Raw genomic sequence first — 23,507 nt, 5'->3', positions numbered from 1 at the left:
CGCCACGGCGGCGTCGCCGTGGCGAGCCTCGCCGGTTCTGTCGGAGCCCTGGCGTAGGCTGAAGGCCTTCCCCGGCGACGCCCGTATGGGCACCGATCTCGTCATGTCTGGAGGCCACAGCCGCGATGCCGAGCGATTCGAGCTTCGTGCACCTGCACGTCCACACCGAATACTCGATGCTCGACGGTCACGCCCTGCTCGACGGGCTGTTCGAACGTGCCGCCGAGCTCGGCATGCCGGCGATCGCGATGACCGATCACGGCAACGTGCACGGTGCCTACGACTTCTGGTCCAAGGCCCGCAAGCACGGGGTCAAGCCGATCATCGGCATGGAGGCCTATCTCACCCCCGGCACGCACCGCAGCGAGCGGCGCAAGGTGCGCTGGGGCAAGGGTGACAGCGCCGAGGAGGCCGGCAACGACGTCGCCGGCGGTGGCGCGTACACCCACATGACGATGCTCGCCACGTCCACCGAGGGGATGCACAACCTCTTCCGGATCTCGTCGTTGTCGAGCCTGGAGGGGTACTACTATAAGCCGCGCGCGGACCGAGAGTTGCTGGAGCGGTACGCCTCGGGCATCGTCGCCACCACCGGATGCCCGTCCGGCGAGATCCAGACGCGCCTGCGCCTGGGGCAGTACGACGAAGCCCGCCGCGCCGCGGGGGAGTTCCAGGAGATCTTCGGCAAGGAGAACTTCTTCCTCGAGCTCATGGATCACGGCATCGGCATCGAGAAGGTCGTTCGCGACGACCTTCTGCGGCTCGGTCGTGAACTGGACATCCCGCCGGTCGCCACCAACGACTCGCACTACACGCATCCGCAGGACGCCGAGGCCCACGACGCCCTCATCTGCGTGGCCTCGGGTAAGACGATCAGCGATCCCAAGCGGCTCAAGTTCGACGGTGGTGGGTACTACATCAAGTCGGCCGCGGAGATGCGCGAGCTGTGGGAGGACACCTACGGCATGAAGGAGGCGTGTGACAACACGCTGCTCATCGCCGAACGCTGCGACATCGAGTTCACCGAGTCCACCGGCGGCTACATGGCGCGCGCCGACGTCCCCGACGGCGAGACCGAGGAGTCGTGGTTCGTCAAGGAAGTCTGGTCCGGCATCCGCGAGCGCTACGGCGACGACTTCTCCGAGGAGGTGCGTCAGCGCGTCGAGAAGGAGCTCGACGTCATCCGCACCAAGGGGTACTGCGGCTACTACCTCGTCGTCGCCGACTTCATCAACTGGGCCAAGAACAACGGCATCCGCGTCGGACCCGGCCGCGGCTCGGGCGCCGGTTCGATCGCGGCGTACGCGCTGCGGATCACCGACCTGTGCCCCTTGCAGCACGGCCTGATCTTCGAGCGGTTCCTCAATCCCGAGCGCCCCTCGATGCCCGACTTCGACATCGACTTCGACGAGCGTCGACGCGGTGAGGTCATTCAGTACGTCACCCAGAAGTACGGCGCGGACCGGGTCGCGCAGATCGCCACGTTCGGCCGGCTCAAGGCCAAGGCGGCGATCAAGGACGCCTCGCGCGTACTCGACTACCCGTTCGCGATGGGCGAGAAGATCACCAAGGCGCTGCCCGCCGACGTCATGGGCAAGGGCGTGGCGCTGAGCGAGCTGTTCAACGAGAAGCACGCGCGCTACGGCGACGCCAAGGACTTCCGCGAGCTGCACCAGAACGATCCCGACGTCCGCAAGGTCTACGACGTCGCGCTGGGTCTCGAGGGGCAGATCCGCCAGTGGGGCGTGCACGCGGCCGGCGTGATCATGAGCAGCGAGCCGCTGCTCGACATCGTGCCGATCATGAAGCGCGAGCAGGACGGCGCGATCATCACCCAGTTCGACTACCCGATGTGCGAGTCGCTCGGCCTGGTCAAGATGGACTTCCTGGGGTTGCGCAACCTCACGGTGCTCGACGACGCGGTGGCCAACATCCAGGCCAACCGCGGCATCGACCTCGTGTTGGAGGACATCCCCTTCGACGACCTGGAGACGTACCGCCTGCTCGGGCGCGGCGACACGCTCGGCGTCTTCCAGCTCGACGGCGGTCCCATGCGTCAGCTGCTGCGCATGATGCAGCCGGACAACTTCGAGGACATCTCGGCGGTCATCGCGCTGTACCGCCCCGGTCCGATGGGCGCGGACAGCCACACCAACTACGCCAAGCGCAAGACCGGCAAGCAGAAGATCGACTACATCCACCCCGAGCTCACCGAGGCGCTCAAGCCGATTCTCGGCACGACCTACGGCCTGATCGTGTATCAGGAGCAGGTCATGAGCATCGCCCAGGAGCTCGCCGGGCAGACGCTCGGACAAGCCGACAATCTGCGCCGCGCGATGGGCAAGAAGAAGCGCGAGGTCCTCGAGAAGGAGTTCGAGGGCTTCGAGGCCGGCATGAAGTCGCGCGGGTTCTCATCCGAGGCGATCAAGACGCTGTGGGACATCCTCGTGCCGTTCGCCGACTACGCCTTCAACAAGGCTCACTCGGCCGCCTACGGTGTCGTCTCCTACTGGACGGCCTATCTCAAGGCCCATTACCCCGCCGAGTACATGGCCGCCCTGCTCACCAGCGTCAAGGGCGACAAGGACAAGTCGGCGATCTACCTGGGGGAGTGCCGGCGCCTGGGCATCAAGGTGCTCCCGCCGGACGTCAACGAGTCCTTCCACAACTTCACCTCGGTCGGCACGGACATCCGCTTCGGGCTCACCGCCATCCGCAACGTCGGCAGCAACGTCGTCAACGGGATCGTCGAGACGCGTGAGGAGAAGGGCGCGTACACCGACTTCGCCGATTTCCTCGACAAGGTGCCGACGCAGGTCTGCAACAAGCGGGTGCTCGACTCCCTCATCAAGGCCGGTGCCTTCGACTCGCTCGGCCACCGCCGCCGGGCGCTCACCACGATCGCCGAGGAGGCCGTCGACCAGTACATCGACATCAAGCGCAACGCGGCGATCGGCCAGGACTCGCTGTTCGGGGCCTTCGACGACGACTTCACCGGCGTCGACGTCACGATCCCCGACATCAACGAGTGGGACAAGACCCAGCTGCTGAGCTTCGAGCGCGACATGCTCGGCCTCTACGTGTCGGACCATCCGCTCGCGGGGCTCGAACACGTGCTCCGGGCCAGCGGCGACTGCTCCGTCGGCGAACTGCTGGAGGACACCGAACGTCCCGACGGCGCGCAGGTGCGCATCTGCGGTCTCATCACCAACGTGCAGCGCCGGCTCAGCAAGAAGGGCGACACCTGGGCGTCGGTCACGATCGAGGACCTCGAGGGTTCGGTGGACGTCATGGTGTTCCCGGCCGCGTACAACCTCGCCGCGCCCGTGCTCGTGCAGGATTCGATCGTCGTGGTCAAGGCCCGGTTGCGCCGCAGCGATGACGGCGTCGACCTGTCCGCGCAGGAGATCACCCGACCGGCTGCGGGTCAGGGCAGCGGCGACGGACCGCTCACCGTCGCGATGCCGGTGGCGATGTGCACCCCCGAGACCGTCTCGTCGTTCAAACAAGTCCTGGCATCGCATCCGGGCGTCACCGAGGTCCATCTGAAGTTGACGGGCCGTGGCACAGTCAAGACCATGCGTCTGGACAACTCGCTGCGCGTATCCACCAGTTCGGCGTTGTTCGCCGACCTCAAGGAGCTGCTCGGCCCCGGGTGCCTCGGGTGAATGCCCGGTCGTGGCTCAGCGCCGCGATCACCGCGGTGCTCGTGATGGCGGGTCTCGGTGCCGCGGCCGGTCTCTGCTGGATCGTCGTCGCGCAGCCGGCGCAGTGGGAGTACGCCGAACAGGGTCTGGTGCTGAGCGAAAGCGCCGCGGCCGAGCAGTTCGGCATCGTCGCCTGGTTCGTGGCGATCGGCTTCGTGCTGTGCCTGGTCTTCGGGTGGGTCCTCGCCGCGCGACGGGCCGAGGACGGCTGGCGCGTCGTGCCGGTCGTGATCGTCGCGACGTTGCTCGGCGCTGTGGTCTGTTCGCGAGTGGGCTACTCGTTCGGACCGCCAGATCCGCGGTCGGTCACCGGGCTCCAACTCGGCGACCAGGTTCCGATGCAGTTCGAACTCGGGTCGTTCTCGCCGATGCTGCTCTGGACGCTCGGCGGACTGGTCGGCCTGGTGGGTGCGGTCTTCCTGCGGGCTCCCGACGAGTCGCAGGAGGATGTCGTCACCGCGCGATCGACGCCGTGACCGCGTTCGTGACCCGCCTGAGGTCGCCAGGGGAGACCTCGACTTCGAGTCCTCGGCGACCTCCGGAGACGAACACCGTCGGCCACTCCTCGGCCGAGACATCCACCACCGTGCGTAGCGTCTTGCGTTGACCGAACGGCGATATGCCGCCGAGGACGTAACCGGTCGCCCGCTGTGCTGCTGCCGGGTCGGCGAGCTGGGACTTTTTGGCACCGAGCGCGGCCGCTGCGGCCTTGAGGTCCAGCGAACGTTCGACCGGGACGATCGCCACGCACAGCTCGCCGTCCAGGTCGATGACGAGCGTCTTGAACACGCGACCCGCGTCGACGCCGAGTGCCTCGGCCGCCTCCCGTCCGTACGACGCGGCGCCCGGGTCGTGCTCGTACACGTGTGCGGCGGCCGTGACGCCGGCCCGGCGCAGCGCGGCAAAGGCCGGGGTCGCATCGCCCTTGTTCTTCGTGCCCACCGGTCCACGGTAGCGGCGGGGACGGGCTGATCGTGGTGCTCCGTAGAATTGTCGCGTGACTCCACGACGTCTCGACCTGCGTTCCCTCGACCCTGCGTCCCTCGACGAGTATCGCCATGCGGTGCCGCGGGCTGAGGTCGACGTCGAGCATGCCCTCAACGCCGTCGCACCGATCTGCGAGGACGTGCGAACACGCGGTAGCGTCGCGGTGCTCGATGCCGGTGAGCGGTTCGACGCCGTGCGTCCCGAGCAGCTGCGCGTGCCGGTCGACACGATGGCCCGTGCCCTGGAGGAGCTCGACCCGGAGATTCGAGCCGGGCTCGAGGAGTCCGTCGCGCGCCTGCGCGCGACGTGCGAGGCCGAGCTCGAGCAGACCGTCGTCACCGAGGTCGCGCCCGGCGCGCGGGTGGAACGGCGCATCGTGCCCATGCAGCGCGTCGGTCTCTACGTTCCCGGAGGTCTCGCACCGCTCGTGAGCACCGTCGTCATGAACGCCGTCCCGGCTCAGGTCGCCGGCGTGCCGGGCATCGCGCTCGCGAGTCCGCCCCAGGCGGAGTTCGGGGGGCTTCCGCACCCCACGATCCTCGCCGCCTGCGCACTGCTCGGCATCGAGGAGGTGTACGCGGCAGGCGGTGCCCAGGCGCTGGCGATGTTCGCCTACGGCACGGAGGACTGCGCCGCGGTCAACCTCATCACGGGCCCGGGCAACATCTTCGTGGCGGCCGCCAAGCGGTATCTGCAGGGCACGGTCGCGATCGACGCCGAAGCCGGGCCGACCGAGATCGCGATCATCGCCGACGACACCGCCGATCCGGCCTATGTCGCCGCCGACCTGGTGAGCCAGGCCGAGCACGACCCACTCGCGGCGAGCGTGCTCATCACCGACAGCGAGTCGCTCGCCGACGCGGTCGACGCTGCGCTCCTCGACCAGGTCTCCGCCGCCAAGCACGCTGAGCGCATCCGTACCTCCCTCGGGGGGCGGCAGTCGGCGACCCTGCTGGTCCGCGACCTCGACCAGGCGGTCGACGTCGCCAACGCGTACGCCGCCGAGCACCTGGAGATCCAGACGCGGGACGCCGAGACCGTCTCCGCGCGGATCGTCAACGCCGGCGCGGTGTTCGTCGGCGCATTCACACCGGTCTCGCTCGGCGACTACGCTGCCGGCTCGAACCACGTCCTGCCGACGGCGGGCTGCGCTTGCCACTCCTCGGGTCTGTCCGTGCGTGCGTTCTGCAAGAACATGCACGTCGTGAGCTACAGCGCCGAGGCGCTCGACGAGGTGGGCCGCAAGGTCGTCGCGCTGGCCGAGGCCGAGGATCTTCCTTCCCACGGTGCGGCCGTCTCGATCCGGTTGGAGCGCTGACATGCCGTTGCCCTCCTGGGTGCCGATCCGCGAGGATCTGCGCGGCTTCGAGCCGTATGGCGCCCCTCAGCTTCCCGGACTCATCGGTCTCAACGTCAACGAGAACCCCTACGCACCCAGCGAGGCGGTCGCCGACGACATCGCCGCGGCGGTGCGTGCGGCGGCGCTCGGGCTGAACCGGTATCCGGATCGTGAGGCCGTCGAGCTGCGCGAACGACTCGCGCAGTACCTCGGTCATGGCCTGTCTGCGCAGAACGTCTGGGCGGCGAACGGCTCCAACGAGGTCATGTTGCAGATCCTGCAGGCCTTCGGCGGTCCCGGCCGCGCCGCGGTGTCCTTCGCTCCGACGTACTCGATGTACCCCGAGTACGCCCGCGACACCCACACGCGCTGGGTCACGGGTCGACGGGCCGAGGACTTCAGCGTCGACCCGCAGGAGGCCGTCGAGCTCATCAAGGCCGAACAGCCCGACGTCGTGCTGCTGACCTCGCCGAACAACCCGACCGGCACCGCGCTGCCGCTGTCGACGGTCGAGGAGGTGCTCGAGGTGGCCCCGGGCGTGGTCGTCGTCGACGAGGCATACGCCGAGTTCCGGCGTGCCGGGACGCCGACGGCGCTGGAGCTGCTGGACACGCATCCGCGGCTGCTGGTGACCCGCACGATGAGCAAGGCGTTCGCGTTGGCCGGCGGTCGGCTCGGGTACGTCGCCGCGGATGCGGCGATCATCGACGCGCTGCGCATCGTCCGCCTCCCGTACCACCTCTCCGCCGTGACGCAGGCCGCGGCGACGGCGGCGCTCGCGCACGCCGATGAACTCCTCGCGCAGGTCGACGCGCTCCGCGAGGCCCGCGACGAGCTGGCGGCATGGCTGGGGGAGCGCGGATACGCCGTGGCCGAGTCCGATGCGAACTTCGTCCTCTTCGGCCGCTTCGAGGATCGCCACGCCGTGTGGCAGGGTCTGGTCGATCGAGGCGTGCTCATCCGGGAGACTGGTCCCGAAGGCTGGCTACGGGTCTCCGTCGGCACGCCCGAGGAGATGAACGCTTTCTACACCGCACTCATGGAGGTCGATCCCCGATGACCGCACGTACTGCCCGCATCGAGCGCAAGACCTCCGAGAGCCACGTCGTCGTCGAACTCGACCTCGACGGCACCGGAACGGCCGACATCAGCACGGGCGTGGGCTTCTACGACCACATGCTCACGGCACTGAGCCGGCACTCGCTCATCGACCTCACGGTTCATACCGAGGGCGATCTGCACATCGACGCGCACCACAGTGTCGAGGACACCGCCATCTGCATCGGCGACGCGCTGCGCGAAGCGCTCGGCGACAAGTCGGGCATCCGCCGCTACGGTAATGCCACGATCCCGCTCGACGAGGCCGTCGCGACGTGCGTCGTGGACGTCTCCGGACGCCCGTACTTCGTCCACAGCGGTGAGCCCGAGCGCCAGATCACCGCCCTCATCGGCGGCCAGTACATCGGGTCCTTGACCTCGCACGTCTTGGAGTCGATCGCGCACCACGCGGGCATCACCCTGCACATGACGCTGCTCAGCGGCCGCGACCCGCACCACATCGCCGAGGCTCAGTTCAAGGCCCTGGCGCGGGCGCTGCGCGAGGCGGTCGCGCTGGATCCGCGCGAATCGGGGGTCCCGAGTACCAAGGGAGCCTTATGACTCCGGCCGCGCCCCGCGTCGCGGTCCTCGACTACGGGTCGGGCAACCTGCGCTCAGCTGTGCGCGCCGTGGAACGGGCCGGCGCCGACGTCGTGTTGACGGCCGACCCGACGGAGGCGGAGAACGCTGCGGGTCTGCTCGTTCCCGGTGTCGGGGCCTTCGAGTCGTGCATGCGCGGTCTTCGGTCGGTCGACGGCGAGCGCATCATCGAGCGCCGGCTGATCGCCGGCCGACCTGTGCTCGGCATCTGTGTCGGCATGCAGATCCTGTTCGGCGAAGGCATCGAGCACGGCGTGCGCACAGCCGGCTGCGGTGAGTGGCCGGGCACGGTAGAGCGTCTGCAGGCCGACATCGTGCCGCACATGGGCTGGAACACCGTCGAGGTTGCCGAGGGTTCGCGGATGTTCGCGGGGATCGCGGACGAGCGCTTCTACTTCGTGCACTCGTACGGCGTCCGCCGGTGGGAGCTCGAGGGCGGCGGTCCGTTCACGCCACCGCAGGTGACCTGGACGAACTACGACAGCGATCGCTTCGTCGCCGGTGTCGAGCACGGCCCGCTCTGGGCGACGCAGTTCCACCCCGAGAAGTCCGGCGACGCCGGACGGCGACTGCTGGAGAACTGGCTCGCGACCCTGTAACCAGGTCAGGCGCGGTATCGCTCGGGTCGGTGGTTGAACGCCAGCACGATGTTCAGCACGACCGCGCCCGCGGCCGACAGCAGCACGTTGGTCACCGGGACGACGGCGAACGCTGCCACCACGACCGCGACGTCGAGCCCCATCTGCACATAGCCGGCGCGCAGCCCTGCGCGTTCCTGGAGGATGAGGGCGAGGATGTTGAATCCACCGAGGCTCGCTCCGTGCCGGAACAGGATCAGCAGTCCGACGCCGGCCAGGAGGTTGCCGGTGATCGCGGCGTAGACCGGATCGAGTTCGGTCAGAGGCATCACGTGCTGATGCAGCGATGAGAAGGCCGAGACCAGCAGTACCGCGAGGACGGTTTTGCCGGTGAACAGCCAGCCCTTTTTCCAGACGGCGAGCGCGAAGAACGGCAGGTTCACGGCCACGAACAGCACGGCGAACGGTGCGGCGACGGCGTAGGAGAGCAGCAGCGACAATCCGGCCGTGCCGCCGGTGACGGCCTGCGTCGCGTTCAGCAGGTACAGGCCGAGCGACGCGAGGAAGGTGCCGGTGAGTACGCCGAGCACGTCCTCGGCGGGCGTATGCGGCAGCGTCACGGTGGTCGGCTCGCTCACATCGCGGCCGGGCTCGCTGTGCTCTGGCTCCACGGATCCTCCTGCGGTCGACGGCTGGACCACTGTACGAGCGGCCGCCGCCGACGGCAGCGGCGGCGCCGATACGATCGGGGTCGTGACTCTTGAGCTCCTCCCCGCCGTCGATGTGGCCGATGGCCAGGCCGTCCGACTCGTCCAAGGTGAACTCGGCAGCGAGACCTCCTACGGATCGCCCCTCGATGCCGCGTTGCAGTGGCAGACCGACGGGGCGGAGTGGATTCATCTGGTCGATCTCGACGCGGCGTTCGGCAAGGGCGACAACCGCGAGCTGCTGGCCGAGGTCGTCGGCCGGCTCGACGTCAAGGTCGAGCTCTCCGGTGGTATCCGCGACGACGCCTCCCTCGAGGCCGCATTGGCGACCGGTTGCCGCCGGGTCAACCTCGGTACGGCCGCGCTGGAGAACCCCGAATGGTGCCGCCGCGCGATCGCCGAGCACGGCGACCGGATCGCCGTGGGCCTGGACGTCCGTGGCCGCACGCTGGCGGCTCGCGGCTGGACCGAGGAGGGCGGCGACCTGTTCGAGGTCCTCGAGCGACTCGAACGTGACGGGTGCGCGCGCTACGTGGTCACCGACGTCACCAAGGACGGCACGCTGCAGGGTCCCAACCTGGACCTCCTGCGTCAGGTGTGCGAGTTCACCGACAAGCCGGTCGTCGCATCAGGCGGCGTTTCCAGCCTGGACGACCTGCGGGCGATCGCCTCGTTGACGTCGATCGGCGTCGAAGGTGCCATCGTGGGCAAGGCGCTGTACGCGGGCGCGTTCACGCTCCCCGAGGCGCTCGCCGCCGTGGCCGAGGTCTGAGCTACTCGGTCAGGATCGTTCCGCCGACGTCCCAACGTCTTGAGCTTGTGGTGGTGGCGCTCCGTCGCGGCTACGCCCTTACCTGCGGTGGTCTTGATACGCGGGGCGCAGAGCTCGTCGCTACCCGGCAATAGGTGGTCGAGTAGGCCGGAGCTCTGCGGAGGCCGTATCGAGACCACGTTGCGTTGAGTGGTCTCGCTCCGTGGCGGCTACGCCCTCATTGCCACGGCTCCATCGCGTCTCGCAGAGCTCGCCGCTACTCGACCACCTGAGCCGGTCCTCGGTGGTCGAGTGGGAGGTCGCTCAGCGACCGACGTATCGAGGCCCACGTTGGGCGGGTTGGTCTCGATACGCCCGCCGATGGTCGCTACTCAGCCGGCTTCGGGGTCAGCAGGCGTCGCGGGAGAGGGAGGGGCGGCCTTCGCCGCCGGTGACCTCCATGAAGGTCACCGGGGTGTCCTGGGCCATCTGCTCGACCTGCGCGTCGAACAGGAAGCCGAGCCACTGCGTACCGTCGGTGACGAACAGGCCGGTCTGACCGAACCCTGCTTCGCGCATCTCGGCCGTCTCGTACACGCCGCGGAAATCGGCGAGCGTGTTGCCGATGCCGAGTCCCTCGGCGCTCTTCGGGCCCTCGGCCCTCACACCGATCGACGTGATCTTGCCGTCGGCGACGTAGACGTCGAGCGTGTCGCGCAACGGTTCCTTCCAGGCCAGCGGGCTCTTCGGGGTGCCCTCGCCGCAGTCCAGTACCTGAACGTCTGCGTCGAACAGTCCGGTGGCGAGCGCCTCGTCGACGGTCATGCCCACGCGCGCGTCACCGACCGCTCCGGGGACCACGAGCAGATCGGCGGCAGCGGGGAGATCGGCGGCGGGGCTGGGCTCCGGGCTGGGCGACGAGGTCGTCGGCGCTGGTGTGGTCGGAGCGCTGGCGTCGGGTTCGTTCGTGTCCCCGGTGCCGCATCCCGCCAGAACCACTGCCGCGGCCGCCATGGCCAGGACCTTCTTCATCGTGTCTCCCACTCGCCCAGATAGTCTCAGAGAGTGAGCCTAGCCGTCCGAGTCATTCCCTGTCTGGACGTCGATGCGGGCCGTGTCGTCAAGGGGGTCAACTTCGTCGATCTGCGCGACGCGGGCGATCCGGTGGAGATGGCCCGGGTGTACGACGCCGAGGGCGCCGACGAGCTGACGTTCCTCGACATCACCGCCTCCAGCGCCGACCGGTCCACGACGTACGACATCGTCGGACAGACTGCCGAGCAGGTGTTCATTCCGCTGACGGTCGGAGGGGGCGTGCGCACGCCCGAGGACGTCGACCGGCTGCTGCGGGCCGGGGCGGACAAAGTCGGGATCAACACGGCCGCGATCGCTCGACCTGAGGTCATCGCCGAGATCGCTCAGCGCTTCGGCAACCAGGTGCTCGTGCTCAGTGTCGATGCGCGTCGTGCCCCCGACCAGCCCAGCGGCTTCGAGGTCACCACCCACGGTGGTCGGCGGTCGGCCGGTATCGACGCCGTCGAGTGGGTCCGCACGGCCAGCGAGCTCGGCGCGGGGGAGATCCTGCTCAACTCGATGGACGCCGACGGCACGAAGCGAGGATTCGATCTGGAGATGATCCGCGCCGTCCGATCGGCGACGCGGGTCCCCTTGATCGCGAGCGGCGGGGCGGGGCACCTCGACCACTTCGCGCCCGCCGTCGACGCCGGCGCGGATGCCGTCCTCGCCGCGAGCGTCTTCCACTTCGGCGATCTGACGGTGGGCGCCGTCAAAGAGGCACTGCGGGCGGCGGGCCACGATGTCCGCTGACCAGCTGGACACCCTCGCCGCGACTCAGTCCGAGCGGCTGACCCGGCGCGGCTTCGCGGTGATGGGCGTCGGCATCCGTCGCGAGCCCGCGATGTTCACGCTCGCGGTCGTCTTCTCGCTGCTGTTCGGTGTCATGACCGTCGCCGACGCCTGGGTGCTCGGTTGGGCGACCGACGCGGTCATTCGACCCTCCTTCGAACGTGGCGAGATCGTCGCCGGCGCGATGTGGGCCGGGATCGGCCTGTTCCTCGGCGCGGCACTGCTGCGGATGGTCGGCGTCATCGGTCGCCGCCTCATCGGTGGCGTCGTCTTCTACCGGCTCGTCCGCGAGGACCGACTGCGCGTCACCCGCAAGTACCTTCAACTGCCGCTGCGGTGGCATCACCGCCACCCGACGGGGCAGCTGCTGAGCAACGCGAACGCCGACGTGGAGGCCACGTGGAGCGTCTTCATGCCACTGCCGATGGCCATCGGTGTCGTGGCGATGCTCGTCGCGGCGATCGGCACGATGGCCGCAGCGGATCCGGTGCTGACCCTCGTCGGTCTGGTGGTCTTCCCGCTGCTGTTCGTCGTCAACGCCGTGTACCAGCGCTGGCAGGGGCCTCGACTGGCCCGGGCGCAGAGCCTGCGGGGCGACGTCTCTACCGTCGCGCACGAGTCATTCGACGGAGCGCTCGTGGTCAAGTCGCTCGGCCGCGAGGCGGACGAGACGGCTCGCTTCGGGCGCATCAGCGAGCAGCTGCGGGACGCCAACATCGCGGTCGGCCGTATGCGTGCCCTCTTCGATCCGGTCATCGAGGCGCTGCCGAACTTCGGGGTGCTACTGGTGATTCTCATCGGCGCCTCACGCATCGCCACCGGGGCGGCCGACCCCGGCGACGTCGTCCAGGTCGCCTTCCTGTTCACCGTGGTCGCGATGCCCGTGCGTGCCTTCGGCTGGGTGCTCGGCGAGCTGCCGCGCGCGGTCGTGGGCTGGCAGCGGGTCCGCCATGTGCTCGATGACGACGCCCACATGCCCTACGGCGAATCGACGCTGCCCGGCAGCGGCGCGCTGCGACTCGACGTGGAGCACCTGGAGTACAGCCATCCCGACGCGCCCGGTGTTCCGGTGGTCCGCGACGTCGACTTCACGGTCCCCGCGGGCCGGGTCACCGCGCTGGTGGGATCCACCGGAAGCGGCAAGAGCACGCTCACGTCCTTGGTCACGCGCCTCGTCGATCCCGACGCCGGAGAGGTGCGGTACGACGGAGTGCCCGTCACCGAGCTCTCCCAGCAGGGGCTGACCGAGGCCGTGGCGCTCGTACCGCAGTCGACGTTCCTCTTCGACGACACCGTCCGGGCCAACATCGTGCTCGACCGCGACGTCAGCGACGAACGGGTGTGGGACGTCCTGCGCGACGTTCAGGCCGATGGTTTCGTCGCAGCGCTACCGAACGGGCTCGACACCGAACTGGGGGAGCGCGGCACGAGTCTCTCCGGCGGGCAGCGTCAGCGCATCGCGCTCGCGCGGGCGTTGGTCCGTTCGCCTCGGCTGCTCGTCATGGACGACGCGACGAGCGCGCTGGACCCCGAGGTCGAGCAACGAATCCTGCGGGCGCTGGCCCGTCGCAGCGAGTCCGGGGCCGGCCCGACCGTGCTCGTGGTCGCCTACCGCAAGGCGACCATCGGGCTGGCCGACGAGGTGATCTTCCTCGTCGACGGCCGCATCGTCGATCGGGGTCCGCACGACATGCTGCGCGAGCGCTCCTCGGCCTACCGCAACATCGTCGACGCGTACGACCAGGCGCGGGAGGAGGTAGATCATGAGTGAGCAGCGCGAGGGTGGCCTCGCGGTGATCCGCCGCGGCCTCCGGCTCTCGCCGTCGATCACCGACGGACTCCTGATGACCCTCCTCCTCGCCTTGGCGAGCACCGCCGGCGGTGCCGTCATTCCGATCGTCGTACGCAAGGCGATCGACGACGGGCTCGGCGACCCGAGTGGGGTCGACACCGGGCACATCGGCGGGTACATCGGTCTCGCTGCGGCGGTGATCGTCGCGATCATGGTGACCGGCTGGTGGTCCAAGGTCCGGATCTTCACCTCGACAGAGCGCGGGCTCACCGAGTTGCGCGTGAAGGCGTTCCGGCACGTGCACGATCTGTCGATGCTGACGCAGAACACCCAGCGCCGCGGTGCGCTCGTCTCGCGCGTCACGTCCGACGTCGACCAGATCTCCCAGTTCCTGCAGTTCACCGGGATGATGATGATCACGAGCGTCGGGCAGATGATCGTCGCGACGGTGGTCATGGCCGCGTTGTCCTGGCAGCTCACGCTCGTCGTGCTGATCGCCTTCGTGCCGTTGGCACTCGCGCTGAAGTACTTCGCCGCGGCGATGTCGCGGGCGTATGACCGCGTGCGGCACAGCGTGGGGGAGATGCTCGCGGTCATCGCCGAGCCGGTCGTGGGCGCCTCCGTCGTGCGTTCGTACGGCGTCGAGGGACGGACGCAGGAGCGGATCGACCACGCGGTCCGCACCAACTACGGCAACAACATCCGGGCCCAGACGATCACGGCCGGCACTTTCGGCTCCGCGATCATCGTCGGTGGACTGGCGAACGCGGGCGTCCTCGGCATCGGCCTGTGGCTCGGGATGCTCGACCAGCTGTCGATGGGCACCGTCATCGCGTTCATCTTCCTCGTCGGCCTGTTCACCGGGCCGGCGCAGCAGGCCACGCAGGTGATCTCCGACGCGCAGAACGCCATCGCCTCGTGGCGCCGGGTGATCGAGCTGCTCGAGACGCCGGCCGACGTCGTCGACCCGGGCGACACCGGACTTCGGCTGCCCGACGGCGACCTCGGCGCGCGGTTCGACAAGGTCACCTTCGCGTACCCCGGAGGCCCGCCCGTACTGCACGAGGTCGACGTCGAGATCGCGCCGCGGGAACGGGTGGCGATCGTGGGGGAGACCGGCTCGGGTAAAACCACGTTCGCCAAGCTGCTGACGCGGTTGATGGACCCGGTCGAGGGCCACGTGCTGCTCGGCGGAGTGGACATCGCCCGGGTGAGCTTCGCCGAGCTGCGCCGCCACGTGCTGATGGTGCCGCAGGAGGGCTTCCTGTTCGACGCCACGCTCGCCGAGAACCTGCGCTACGGCCGCTCCGGTGCCACCGACGGCGAACTGGAGGAGGCGATCGCGGCTCTCGGTCTCGCCGACTGGTACGCCGGCCTGTCGCGAGGGCTGGAGACACCCGTCGGGCAGCGAGGGGAGTCGCTGTCGGCCGGCGAGCGTCAACTCGTCGCGCTCGTCCGCTCGGCGTTGGCCGATCCCGCCTTCCTCGTTCTGGACGAGGCGACGTCGGCCGTCGACCCGCAGACCGAGCTGCGGGCGACCCGGGCGCTCGACCGCCTGCTCGAGGGACGAACGAGTGTCACGATCGCGCATCGGCTCTCGACGGCCGAGAACGCCGACCGGGTGCTGGTGTTCGATGCGGGGCGACTGGTCGAGGACGGCCATCATCGCGACCTCGTCAAGGCCGATGGCGTGTACGCGCGCCTCCACGCGAGCTGGGTGGCCCAAGCCTCCCTCGGCGGGTGAGGGTGCTCCTGGGACAATGGCCCGGTGACGTCCTCATCCCTGGATCCGCAGATCGCCGCTCGACTCAAGCGGGACCCGCAGGGTCTCGTTCCTGCCGTCGTGCAGGACGCCACGAGTCGTGCGGTCCTCATGCTCGGCTGGATGGACGACGAAGCCTTGCATCGCACCCTGAGCACCGGGCGGTCCACGTTCTGGAGCCGTAGCCGTCAGGAGTACTGGGTCAAGGGCGAGACGTCCGGCCACACCCAGACCGTCCGTGAGGTCCGCCTCGACTGCGACGGCGACACGCTGCTGCTGATCGTGGACCAGGTCGGACCCGCGTGCCACACCGGGACCACCACGTGCTTCGACACCGACCGGCTGCGATGAGCCGTCCACGCCGCTGGTTCGCGCCCACCGTGCTGGCGCTCGTCGCCGGAGGGGGACTCACCTTCCTCACGATGCGTCAGACCTGGGGCGCGACGACGCTCACGGCAGAGGGTCTGCCTGACGACGAACTCACGGTGACCGGCGCCGAGGCGATGCCCGTCGTGTCCGCACTCGGACTGGTGCTCCTCGCCTCGGCGCTCGCGCTACTCGCCGGCTCACCGCGCGTGCGTCGCGTGCTCGGTGTGGTCGTCGTGACGGTGGCGATGTCGTCGCTCGCCTGGGTCGCGATCGGCTCGGGAGCCGCGGTCGACAGTGCCCTCGACGACGCCGTCCGCGAGTCCGCCTCGTTCACCGGAACCAATCAGCCTGACGCCGCCGATTTCACGCCATCGCGGCTCGCGACGATCGCCGGCCTGGCCGTCGCTGCGCTCGCCGGCGCCGTCACCGTGCGGTTCGCGCCGGCGTGGCCGACCATGTCCAGCCGCTACGAAGCACCGGGTGCGCGACCGGCCGAGACCGACGAGTCGGACATGTGGAAGGCGTTCGACGAGGGCAGGGATCCCACCGAGTAGGCTGTGTCCCGAACACGTCACCCCCGAGGGAGAGCAGCATCATGTCGCACGGATCGTCGCCCGCCGCCTGGACCGCCGTCATCGTGAGCCTCGTCGGCTTCACCGTGGGCTCCATCGCGCTGATCCCCGAGCCCAACTGGACGCTGTTCGCGATCGGTTGCGTGCTCGCCGTCGGCGCGCTGCCGCTGGGCAAGATCCTCTCGATGGCCGGTCTCGGCGCCGATCGCGAGACGCAGCACTGATGACGCCCGGGGGTTCCTCGGCGCCCCCTCACGCCTCGGCTGGACTTTCCGCCCGGGCGCTCGCAGCACTGCTTGACACGTTGATCTCCGTCGCCGCCGGCCTGGTCCTCGGTGTCCCGGCGATCGCCATCATCGTCCTGGGTGGCACCTGGACCCGGCGGCCCGACGGCGCGCGGGTCCTCGAATCCGTGCCGCCCGCCGGCCTCGTCCTGCTCGCGGTGGCCCTGCTCGCCCTCGTCGCCGTGGCCGCCTGGAACCGCGGCATCAGGCAGGGGCGCACGGGTCAGTCGCTCGGCAAACGACGGCTCGGCTTGTTCGTCGTGACCCGCGACTCCGGCGAATCGCTCGGTGCCGGGCGGGGACTGCTGCGGTGGGTCCTCAGCCTCGTGCTGGCGCTGCCGTGCCTGCTGACCTATCTGTGGGCGGTCGTCGACCGTCAGGCGCGCACCTGGCACGACCTGCTGGCCGACGCGTGGGTCGTGCGGCGCTGACTACAGTGGACGCATGAGCGCATCACCGGCACCGCCCGCCACCGCGTCGCGGGGCCGCTTGCTTCGCGGTCCGCTGCTCGCCGGGCTCGGCGGTGCCGCGGCGCTCACCCTGCTGCACCTGCGAGATCCCCACGACTCCGGCTCCTACGGCTACTGCCCCTACCTGCTGCTCACCGGTCATCCGTGCCCCGGCTGCGGCGGTCTGCGCGCCGTGAACCTGGTGACGAACGGCGACTGGGTCGGCGCGCTGTCCAGCAATGCCATGGCCGTGGGGCTGCTGGCGTTCCTGGCCGGCGCCTGGCTCCTCTGGCTCGTCCGTCGCGTCGGGGGCAGCGACGCGCCGTTCTTGAAGCCCACGACCGCCTGGGCCTGGGCCTTCTTGGCGGTGGCGCTCGTCTTCGGCATCGCCCGGCTCACCCCGCAAGGGGCGTGGCTGGCGCCGTAGACGACGAACGGCCGGGCCCGAGGGCCCGGCCGTCGTTACGCTGACGCTCAGTAGGTGGTGGAGTCGACGCCGAAGGTCAGGACGCCGGCCACGTACAGCACGGTGCCCAGCACCCACAGGGCGATGCCCACGATGCCGAGCCACCAGCCGGCCGTGGCCATGCCCGAGCCACTCTGACCGGTCTGCGAGATCTCCTTGCGGGCGTTGTTGGCGAGGACGAGGGCGACGATCGCGAGCGGTCCACAGCAGACGATGCCGAGGATGCCGGTGATCATCGACCACATCGCCTTCTTGTTGGTCTCCTGGGGCGCGCCGTAACCGCCCGGCGCGCCGTAACCGCCGCCCGGGGGCGGGGGCGGGTAGCCGCCGGCAGGCTCGCCTGTTCCGGAGCCGCCATAGGGAGGAAGACCGGACGAGGTGGGGTCGTTCGGATTCTGGTTGCCGCCCGCGGGCGGTTCCTGGGTGCTCATGGCACCACAGCATAGGGTGCGGCGAGGTCCGTTTCCTATCGGTGGGTCCGTGGGCGGCCGACCCGGCTCGGAGCCCAGGACCGTCGGGTTTACTCTGGTGGGGACGGACCCGTGGGCCACACGAGGAAAGGAGGGGATGGTCGTGACCGTTCTCGATGACATCCTCGCCGGCGTCGCCCGTGATCTGGAGTCGCGCATGGAGCGGGTCTCGATCGACGAGCTCAAGGAGCGCGCGGCACGCCAGAACCCCGCCCTTGACCCCATGCCGGCCTTCCGGGCCGACGGCGTCTCGGTGATCGCCGAGGTCAAGCGTGCCAGCCCGAGCCGAGGCGATCTGGCACCGATCAGCGACCCGGCCGCGCTTGCGGTCGACTATGCGACCGGTGGCGCAGCCACGATCAGCGTGCTGACGGAGGAACGCCGATTCCACGGGTCGCTGGACGATCTGCGGTCGGTGCGCGCAGCGGTCGACATTCCGGTCCTGCGCAAGGACTTCATCACCACCTCGTACCAGCTCTGGGAAGCCCGCGCGGCCGGTGCCGACATGGCGCTGCTCATCGTCGCGGCCCTGGAACAGCCCGCCCTGGAAAGCCTCATCGAGCGGGCACGCTCGATCGGTCTCACACCGCTCGTGGAGGTCCACGACGAGGACGAAGTGCAGCGCGCCGTCGCCGCCGACGCCGACCTCATCGGTGTCAACGCGCGCGATCTCAAGACCCTCGAGGTCGACCGCGGCACCTTCGAACGGGTCGCGCCCAAGATCCCCGACTCGATCGTCAAGGTGGCCGAGTCCGGCGTGCGGGGGCCGCACGACGTCATCGAGTACGCCCGATTCGGAGCCAACGTCGTGCTCGTCGGGGAGACGCTCGTCCGCGGCGAGAACCCCCGTCAGACGGTCGCCGACCTCGTCGCCGCGGGACAGCACCCGGCGCTGCAGCACCGGTGGCACGTGTCCTGACCCCGTCTCGTCCACGTCTTCTCGAAAGCGCAGCGCGCCCATGACCTCACCTGTCCCTGACGCCTCCGGTCACTTCGGCCGCTTCGGCGGCCGCTTCATGCCCGAGGCGCTCATTGCTCCGCTCGACGAGATCACGCAGGCGTGGCAGGAAGCGCAGGACGACCCGGCGTTCACCGCCGAGCTCGACCGGATGCTGCGCGAGTACGCGAACGTCCCGAGCCCGCTCTACGAGGCGCACCGCTTCTCCGAGGCCGCGGGCGCACGCATCCTGCTCAAGCGTGAGGACCTCAATCACACCGGTGCCCACAAGATCCGCAACGTCATCGGACAGGCGCTGCTGGCCAAGCGCATCGGAAAGCCGCGGTGCATCGCCGAGACCGGGGCCGGTCAGCACGGTGTCGCCTCGGCCACGGCCTGCGCCTACCTCGACCTGGAGTGCACCGTCTACATGGGCGAGGTCGACACGGAACGGCAGGCCCTCAACGTCGCGCGCATGCGGATGCTCGGCGCCGAGGTCGTTCCGGTCACCACGGGAAGCCGAACGCTCAAGGACGCCATCAACGAGGCCCTGCGCGACTGGGTCGCCAGCGTCGACACGACCCACTACCTCTTCGGCACCGCCGCCGGTCCGCACCCGTTCCCGGCGATGGTCCGCGAGCTCACGCGCGGTATCGGCGACGAGGCGCGCGCGCAGTGCCTCGAGCTGACCGGACGGCTGCCGGACGCAGCGGTGGCATGCGTCGGCGGCGGCTCGAACGCGATCGGGTTGTTCACCGGCTTCGTCGCCGACGCCGACGTCCGCCTCGTCGGTGTCGAAGCGGGCGGCGACGGCGTCGAGACCGGGCGGCACGCCGCGACGATCACCGGCGGCTCGGTCGGTGTCCTCCACGGCGCTCGGTCCTATCTGTTGCAGGACGAGGACGGGCAGACCCTCGAATCGCACTCGATCTCGGCGGGCTTGGACTACCCCGGCGTCGGGCCCGAGCACGCGTACCTCGCGCAGACCGGCCGGGCCGAGTACCGGCCGGCCACCGACGCGCAGGCCATGGCGGCGTTCGAGCTGCTGTGCAAGACCGAGGGCATCATCCCGGCGATCGAGTCGGCGCACGCGCTCGCGGGCGCCCTGACGCTCGCCGAGGAACTCGGCCCCGACGCCACCATCCTCGTCAACCTCTCGGGACGAGGCGACAAGGACGTGCACACCGCGGCTCAGTACTTCGGACTCATCGAGGAACCCGTCGTGCTCGACGAAGGGACCGAGGAATGAGCGGCTCGCCGATCACGGCCCTGTTCGACCGCACGCGTGCTGAGAATCGCGCGGCGCTCGTGGGTTACCTTCCGGCCGGGTTCCCCAGCAAGGAGCTCTCGATCGCCGCGATCGAGACCATGGTCGAGGCGGGTGTCGATCTCGTCGAGGTCGGCTTGCCGTACAGCGACCCGGTCATGGACGGTCCGACCATCCAGGCGGCCGCCGATCGCGCGCTGGAGGCGGGCACCCGCATCGCCGACGTCATCGAGATCGCCGGGCGCAGCGCCGCCACCGGCGCGCCGACCGTCATCATGACGTACTGGAACCCCGTCGAGCGCTACGGCGTCGACCGCTTCGCCGCCGAGTTGGCCGCCGCCGGCGGAGCGGGGCTCATCACCCCGGACATGATCCCCGACGAGGCCGAGGAGTGGATGGCCGCCTCGACCGCGCACGGACTCGACCGCGTCTTCCTCGTCGCGCCCTCGTCGAGCGACGAACGTCTCGCGATGACGGCTGACGCCGCCAGCGGATTCATCTACGCGACCGCGGTGATGGGAGTGACCGGACAGCGGGAGCAGACCAGCAGCCTGGCTCCCGAGCTCGTCGCCCGACTGCGCAAGGTCACCGACAAGCCGGTCGGAGTCGGGCTCGGTGTCAGCAACGGCGCGCAGGCCCACGAGGTCGCCGCCTTCGCCGATGCGGTGATCGTCGGGTCGGCGCTGGTCCGTTGCCTGCTCGATGCGCCCGACCCGGACTCGGGTCTCGACGCCTTGCGGCGGCTCGTGACCGATCTGCGTGCCGGAGTCGAGCGATGATCCCCGCCGCGATCCCCAGCCCCGCCGAAAGCGTCTGGCACCTCGGGCCGCTGCCGTTGCGGGCCTACGCTCTCGCGATCATCCTCGGTGCCGTCCTCGCGATCTGGATCGGCGAGCGCCGCTACCAGGCCAAGGGAGGTCGCGTCGGGACGATCGGCGACATCGCGATCTGGGCGATCCCGTTCGGCATCGTCGGTGGGCGCCTGTACCACGTCATCACGGACCCTCAGCTGTACTTCGGCGAGGGTCGCAATCCCGTCGACGCCCTGAAGATCTGGGAAGGCGGCCTCGGGATCTGGGGAGCGATCGCGCTCGGCGCCGTGGGAGCGCTCATCGCCTGCCGCCGCTACGGTGTCGCCTTCTGGCCGGTCGCGGACGCGCTCGCGCCCGGACTGCTCGTCGCGCAGGGAGTCGGTCGTCTGGGCAACTATTTCAATCAGGAATTGTTCGGCCGTCCGACCGACCTGCCGTGGGGACTCCAGATCGACCCGCGGTTCCGGCCCGAGGGTTTCGAGCAGTTCGCGACCTTCCACCCGACGTTCCTGTACGAGTTGGTCTGGAACCTCATCGCGGCCGCGCTCATCGTCTGGCTGGACCGGCGGTATCGCCTGACCCACGGACGCGCTTTCGCGCTCTACGTGATGTTGTACACGGCTGGACGGCTGGTGACCGAGGCGCTGCGGATCGACACCGTCAACCACATCGGCCCGTTCCGGCTCAACATCTGGACCACGATCATCGTGTTCGCCGGCGGCCTGGTGCTGTATCTGTGGGCGCGGCGACGGGCGGCGGACGCGCCCGAGCGCCTGACCACGCGCGAGGACGAGCCTGCTGGCGACGAGGACGCCGAGTCGGAGTGACCTCGATGTGGGCCTTCGTGCCCAGCGCGCCACTGCTCGCGCTCTCGGGCGACGATGCGCTGGTGTCGGTGCGTGATGCGGCGCAATCGGTCGTGGCTGAGATCGTCGCGCACACCACGACGTCCATCACCGTGCTGGCCGACGGCGAGGGCGCGGCGGTGCGGGACGAGTCGGCCGGCGGAACCCTGCGCGAATACGGACTCGATGTCCACGCCGGCGGAGAGCAGATCGCCCTCGGCCTCGGCCACACCATCGGGGCTTGGCTGCTGGATCGTGCTGGATGGCGGGGCCGCCGGCGCTACGCGACGGACGTCGACTCACCCGACGGGACCGTGCTGGTCGTGGCCGACGGTGCTGCATGCGTCGAGACGAACTCCCCGCGGGGCTTCGATCCGCGCGGACCCGGCTTCCAGAACGCGCTCCTGGCCTCACTCGGGAGTGCAGACGCGGCGCTTCTGGCCTCGCTGGATCTCGAGGTGGCCGCTGAGCTGTGGTGCTCGGGCGCCGCGGTGCTCTCCCGGGTCGGCCGAGCGACGCAGGAACGGACGTGGCGCGGCGAGATGCGGTACGCCGGCGCGCCGCTCGGGGTGGGCTACTGGGTCGCGCTCTGGCGCTCGCCGTAACGGCCGGACGGATTCACCGTCGAGGCGGGTCACCCTTGCCGTCGTCGTCCATGTCCTGAGCAGCCTTCTTGAGTCGAGCGGCGGCCTCGTCGATCTTGCTGGAGTACTTGCCGCTCGTCGCCCGGTCCGCGAGGCCGGCCACCGTGTCGACGGCCTGGTCGATGTCGTCCTCGCGACCCTGCATCATCTGTCCGGCGCGCTTCTTGGCGTCACCGCGACGCGTCAGCTTGTCGAGAAAGCCCATGGTCTCGTCCTTCCACGTCGACGCGAGGGCACTGGCCCTCGTCGGCTCTCACGCTACCTGCGAGACTGAACACGTGCCTGAAACCCGTCGTCGCGTGGTTGCCGTCGTCGGTCCGACCGCCGCTGGCAAGACCGCGCTCTCGGTCGCGCTCTGTCAGCGGATCGGGGGAGAAGTGGTCAACGGCGACGCCGTCCAGCTGTTTCGCGGCATGGACATCGGCAGTGCCAAAGCCGAACCGGCCGAGCGTGCGGGCGTGCCGCATCATCTGCTCGACGTCCTCGACGTGACCCAGGAGGCCAACGTCGCCGAGTTCCAGCGTGACGCTCGCGCGGCCATCGACGCCGTCCGCTCGCGCGGAGCAACTCCCGTACTGGTCGGCGGATCGTCGTTGTACGTGCGCGCGGTGCTGGACCCGCTGGACTTCCCCGGGACCGATCCAGCAGTGCGGGCACGGTGGTCGGCGGAGCTGGAGAGTCGCGGGCCCGAGGCCTTGCACGCGGTGCTCGAGGAACGGGATCCGCAGGCGGCCGCGCAGATCCTCCCGAGCAACGGGAGGCGTATCGTGCGCGCCCTCGAGGTCGTCGAGCTGACGGGCCGTCCGTTCACCGCGGCCATGCCCGGCTACCGCTCGGTGTACGACGACCTCGTGATGATCGGTCTGAGCGTGCCCCGCGATGTGCTCGATGCACGGATCGAGAAGCGAGTCGCGCAGATGTGGGCAGACGGCTTCGTCGAGGAGGTCCGCACGCTGCGCGCGCAGGGTCTCGAACGGAGCATGACCGCCTCGCGGGCCCTGGGCTACCAGCAGGTGCTGGCGTACCTGCGCGGCGAGATCGGCGAGCACGAAGCCATCGCCCAGACCACGGCGGGTACCCGCAAGTTCGCCAGGCGCCAGGAACGCATGTTCCGCAAGGACCCGAGAATCAGCTGGCTGGACGTCGACGACCACGCGCTGGTCGAGCGGGCCGTGGCACTGGCATCGTCGGCGTAGACTGGGTCT

26 protein-coding genes are annotated in these 23,507 nt (G+C 69.5%); 21 read left to right on the top strand and 5 right to left on the bottom strand.

Annotation, left to right across the window (positions count from 1 at the left end; genetic code table 11):
- Positions 1-125: 125 nt before the first annotated feature.
- Together dnaE and D9V41_RS08325 are read left to right on the top strand one after the other, a co-directional pair.
- Positions 126-3,668 (top strand): DNA polymerase III subunit alpha, encoded by a 3,543-nt coding sequence (gene dnaE, locus D9V41_RS08330; protein ID WP_121794099.1) that lies wholly within the window; start codon positions 126-128, stop codon positions 3,666-3,668.
- On the top strand, positions 3,656-4,183 hold the full coding sequence (locus D9V41_RS08325) for a hypothetical protein (RefSeq protein ID WP_133434143.1): 528 nt from the start codon (positions 3,656-3,658) through the stop codon (positions 4,181-4,183). Before dnaE ends, D9V41_RS08325 begins: the two co-directional genes overlap by 13 nt.
- Here D9V41_RS08325 and ybaK read toward each other — a convergent pair.
- Positions 4,161-4,649: a Cys-tRNA(Pro) deacylase gene (gene ybaK / locus D9V41_RS08320; protein WP_121794097.1), complete on the bottom strand. Its 489-nt coding sequence runs from the start codon at positions 4,647-4,649 to the stop codon at positions 4,161-4,163. The genes D9V41_RS08325 and ybaK overlap by 23 nt on opposite strands.
- Positions 4,650-4,704: 55 nt before the next feature.
- Here ybaK and hisD point away from each other — a divergent pair, with 55 nt between their 5' ends.
- Genes hisD through hisH form a run of 4 tightly spaced genes read left to right on the top strand, consistent with a single transcriptional unit; the run spans position 4,705 to position 8,330 of the window.
- Positions 4,705-6,012, top strand: a complete 1,308-nt coding sequence (gene hisD, locus D9V41_RS08315) for a histidinol dehydrogenase (RefSeq protein WP_208006792.1) — start codon at positions 4,705-4,707, stop codon at positions 6,010-6,012.
- A gap of 1 nt (position 6,013) precedes the next feature.
- A complete protein-coding gene (locus D9V41_RS08310; RefSeq protein WP_121794096.1) occupies positions 6,014-7,093 on the top strand; it encodes a histidinol-phosphate transaminase in 1,080 nt (359 codons plus the stop codon).
- Complete coding sequence (gene hisB / locus D9V41_RS08305) at positions 7,090-7,692, top strand: imidazoleglycerol-phosphate dehydratase HisB (protein WP_121794095.1); 603 nt, start codon at positions 7,090-7,092, stop codon at positions 7,690-7,692. Before D9V41_RS08310 ends, hisB begins: the two co-directional genes overlap by 4 nt.
- Positions 7,689-8,330: an imidazole glycerol phosphate synthase subunit HisH gene (gene hisH / locus D9V41_RS08300; protein WP_121794094.1), complete on the top strand. Its 642-nt coding sequence runs from the start codon at positions 7,689-7,691 to the stop codon at positions 8,328-8,330. Before hisB ends, hisH begins: the two co-directional genes overlap by 4 nt.
- Positions 8,331-8,335: 5 nt before the next feature.
- On the opposite strand, the gene D9V41_RS08295 is transcribed toward hisH, so the two are convergent.
- Entirely contained in the window at positions 8,336-8,980 is a 645-nt protein-coding gene (locus D9V41_RS08295; RefSeq protein ID WP_121794093.1) for a YitT family protein, read from the bottom strand.
- Between the two features lie 82 nt (positions 8,981-9,062).
- Here D9V41_RS08295 and priA point away from each other — a divergent pair, with 82 nt between their 5' ends.
- Complete coding sequence (gene priA / locus D9V41_RS08290) at positions 9,063-9,788, top strand: bifunctional 1-(5-phosphoribosyl)-5-((5-phosphoribosylamino)methylideneamino)imidazole-4-carboxamide isomerase/phosphoribosylanthranilate isomerase PriA (RefSeq protein WP_121794092.1); 726 nt, start codon at positions 9,063-9,065, stop codon at positions 9,786-9,788.
- Positions 9,789-10,175: 387 nt separating this feature from the next.
- Here the strand turns inward: priA and D9V41_RS08285 are convergent, their stop codons facing one another.
- Positions 10,176-10,799: a hypothetical protein gene (locus D9V41_RS08285; protein ID WP_121794091.1), complete on the bottom strand. Its 624-nt coding sequence runs from the start codon at positions 10,797-10,799 to the stop codon at positions 10,176-10,178.
- 33 nt (positions 10,800-10,832) lie between these two features.
- On the opposite strand from D9V41_RS08285, the gene hisF reads away from it, so the two are divergent.
- The 8 genes from hisF to D9V41_RS08245 are packed head-to-tail and all read left to right on the top strand — an operon-like array spanning position 10,833 to position 17,288.
- Entirely contained in the window at positions 10,833-11,594 is a 762-nt protein-coding gene (gene hisF, locus D9V41_RS08280; protein WP_121794090.1) for an imidazole glycerol phosphate synthase subunit HisF, read from the top strand.
- Complete coding sequence (locus tag D9V41_RS08275) at positions 11,584-13,404, top strand: ABC transporter ATP-binding protein (protein ID WP_121794089.1); 1,821 nt, start codon at positions 11,584-11,586, stop codon at positions 13,402-13,404. The genes hisF and D9V41_RS08275 overlap by 11 nt, the downstream gene beginning before the upstream one ends.
- Positions 13,397-15,169 carry an ABC transporter ATP-binding protein gene (locus D9V41_RS08270; RefSeq protein WP_121794088.1) on the top strand — a complete coding sequence of 591 codons (1,773 nt, stop codon included), beginning with the start codon at positions 13,397-13,399 and terminating at the stop codon, positions 15,167-15,169. Before D9V41_RS08275 ends, D9V41_RS08270 begins: the two co-directional genes overlap by 8 nt.
- Positions 15,170-15,193: 24 nt before the next feature.
- On the top strand, positions 15,194-15,538 hold the full coding sequence (hisI, locus tag D9V41_RS08265; protein ID WP_121794087.1) for a phosphoribosyl-AMP cyclohydrolase: 345 nt from the start codon (positions 15,194-15,196) through the stop codon (positions 15,536-15,538).
- On the top strand, positions 15,535-16,110 hold the full coding sequence (locus tag D9V41_RS08260; RefSeq protein WP_121794086.1) for a Trp biosynthesis-associated membrane protein: 576 nt from the start codon (positions 15,535-15,537) through the stop codon (positions 16,108-16,110). Before hisI ends, D9V41_RS08260 begins: the two co-directional genes overlap by 4 nt.
- 41 nt (positions 16,111-16,151) lie before the next feature.
- Positions 16,152-16,352 carry an HGxxPAAW family protein gene (locus D9V41_RS08255; protein WP_121794085.1) on the top strand — a complete coding sequence of 67 codons (201 nt, stop codon included), beginning with the start codon at positions 16,152-16,154 and terminating at the stop codon, positions 16,350-16,352.
- Positions 16,352-16,843 (top strand): RDD family protein, encoded by a 492-nt coding sequence (locus D9V41_RS08250; RefSeq protein WP_121794084.1) that lies wholly within the window; start codon positions 16,352-16,354, stop codon positions 16,841-16,843. Before D9V41_RS08255 ends, D9V41_RS08250 begins: the two co-directional genes overlap by 1 nt.
- A gap of 13 nt (positions 16,844-16,856) precedes the next feature.
- The gene (locus D9V41_RS08245) at positions 16,857-17,288 is read left to right on the top strand and encodes a DUF2752 domain-containing protein (RefSeq protein ID WP_121794083.1); all 432 of its coding nucleotides are present in this window, start codon (positions 16,857-16,859) and stop codon (positions 17,286-17,288) included.
- A 47-nt stretch (positions 17,289-17,335) separates the two neighbouring features.
- Here D9V41_RS08245 and D9V41_RS18470 read toward each other — a convergent pair whose 3' ends face one another.
- Positions 17,336-17,758 (bottom strand): DUF4190 domain-containing protein, encoded by a 423-nt coding sequence (locus D9V41_RS18470; protein WP_243697203.1) that lies wholly within the window; start codon positions 17,756-17,758, stop codon positions 17,336-17,338.
- Positions 17,759-17,900: 142 nt separating this feature from the next.
- Between D9V41_RS18470 and trpC the strand changes: the two genes are divergently transcribed.
- From trpC to D9V41_RS08215, 5 genes are read left to right on the top strand one after another with little or no spacing between them, the layout of a single operon-like run.
- On the top strand, positions 17,901-18,716 hold the full coding sequence (gene trpC / locus D9V41_RS08235) for an indole-3-glycerol phosphate synthase TrpC (RefSeq protein WP_121794263.1): 816 nt from the start codon (positions 17,901-17,903) through the stop codon (positions 18,714-18,716).
- A gap of 40 nt (positions 18,717-18,756) precedes the next feature.
- Positions 18,757-19,983, top strand: a complete 1,227-nt coding sequence (gene trpB / locus D9V41_RS08230) for a tryptophan synthase subunit beta (protein ID WP_121794082.1) — start codon at positions 18,757-18,759, stop codon at positions 19,981-19,983.
- Positions 19,980-20,780, top strand: coding sequence for a tryptophan synthase subunit alpha (trpA, locus tag D9V41_RS08225; protein ID WP_121794081.1), 801 nt, complete (start codon positions 19,980-19,982; stop codon positions 20,778-20,780). The genes trpB and trpA overlap by 4 nt, the downstream gene beginning before the upstream one ends.
- Positions 20,777-21,640, top strand: coding sequence for a prolipoprotein diacylglyceryl transferase (gene lgt / locus D9V41_RS08220; RefSeq protein WP_121794080.1), 864 nt, complete (start codon positions 20,777-20,779; stop codon positions 21,638-21,640). The genes trpA and lgt overlap by 4 nt, the downstream gene beginning before the upstream one ends.
- 17 nt (positions 21,641-21,657) lie before the next feature.
- Complete coding sequence (locus D9V41_RS08215; protein ID WP_133434142.1) at positions 21,658-22,263, top strand: class III extradiol ring-cleavage dioxygenase family protein; 606 nt, start codon at positions 21,658-21,660, stop codon at positions 22,261-22,263.
- Positions 22,264-22,276: 13 nt separating this feature from the next.
- Here D9V41_RS08215 and D9V41_RS08210 read toward each other — a convergent pair whose 3' ends face one another.
- Complete coding sequence (locus tag D9V41_RS08210) at positions 22,277-22,507, bottom strand: antitoxin (RefSeq protein ID WP_121794078.1); 231 nt, start codon at positions 22,505-22,507, stop codon at positions 22,277-22,279.
- 73 nt (positions 22,508-22,580) lie between these two features.
- On the opposite strand from D9V41_RS08210, the gene miaA reads away from it, so the two are divergent.
- Positions 22,581-23,498 carry a tRNA (adenosine(37)-N6)-dimethylallyltransferase MiaA gene (miaA, locus tag D9V41_RS08205; protein WP_243697202.1) on the top strand — a complete coding sequence of 306 codons (918 nt, stop codon included), beginning with the start codon at positions 22,581-22,583 and terminating at the stop codon, positions 23,496-23,498.
- Positions 23,499-23,507 lie beyond the last annotated feature (9 nt).

Source organism: Aeromicrobium phragmitis (genome assembly GCF_003674095.1).
GTDB classification, from domain to species: domain Bacteria; phylum Actinomycetota; class Actinomycetes; order Propionibacteriales; family Nocardioidaceae; genus Aeromicrobium; species Aeromicrobium phragmitis.
Note: the sequence above shows the minus strand (reverse complement) of the source record. Positions and strands in the feature narration are given on the sequence as shown.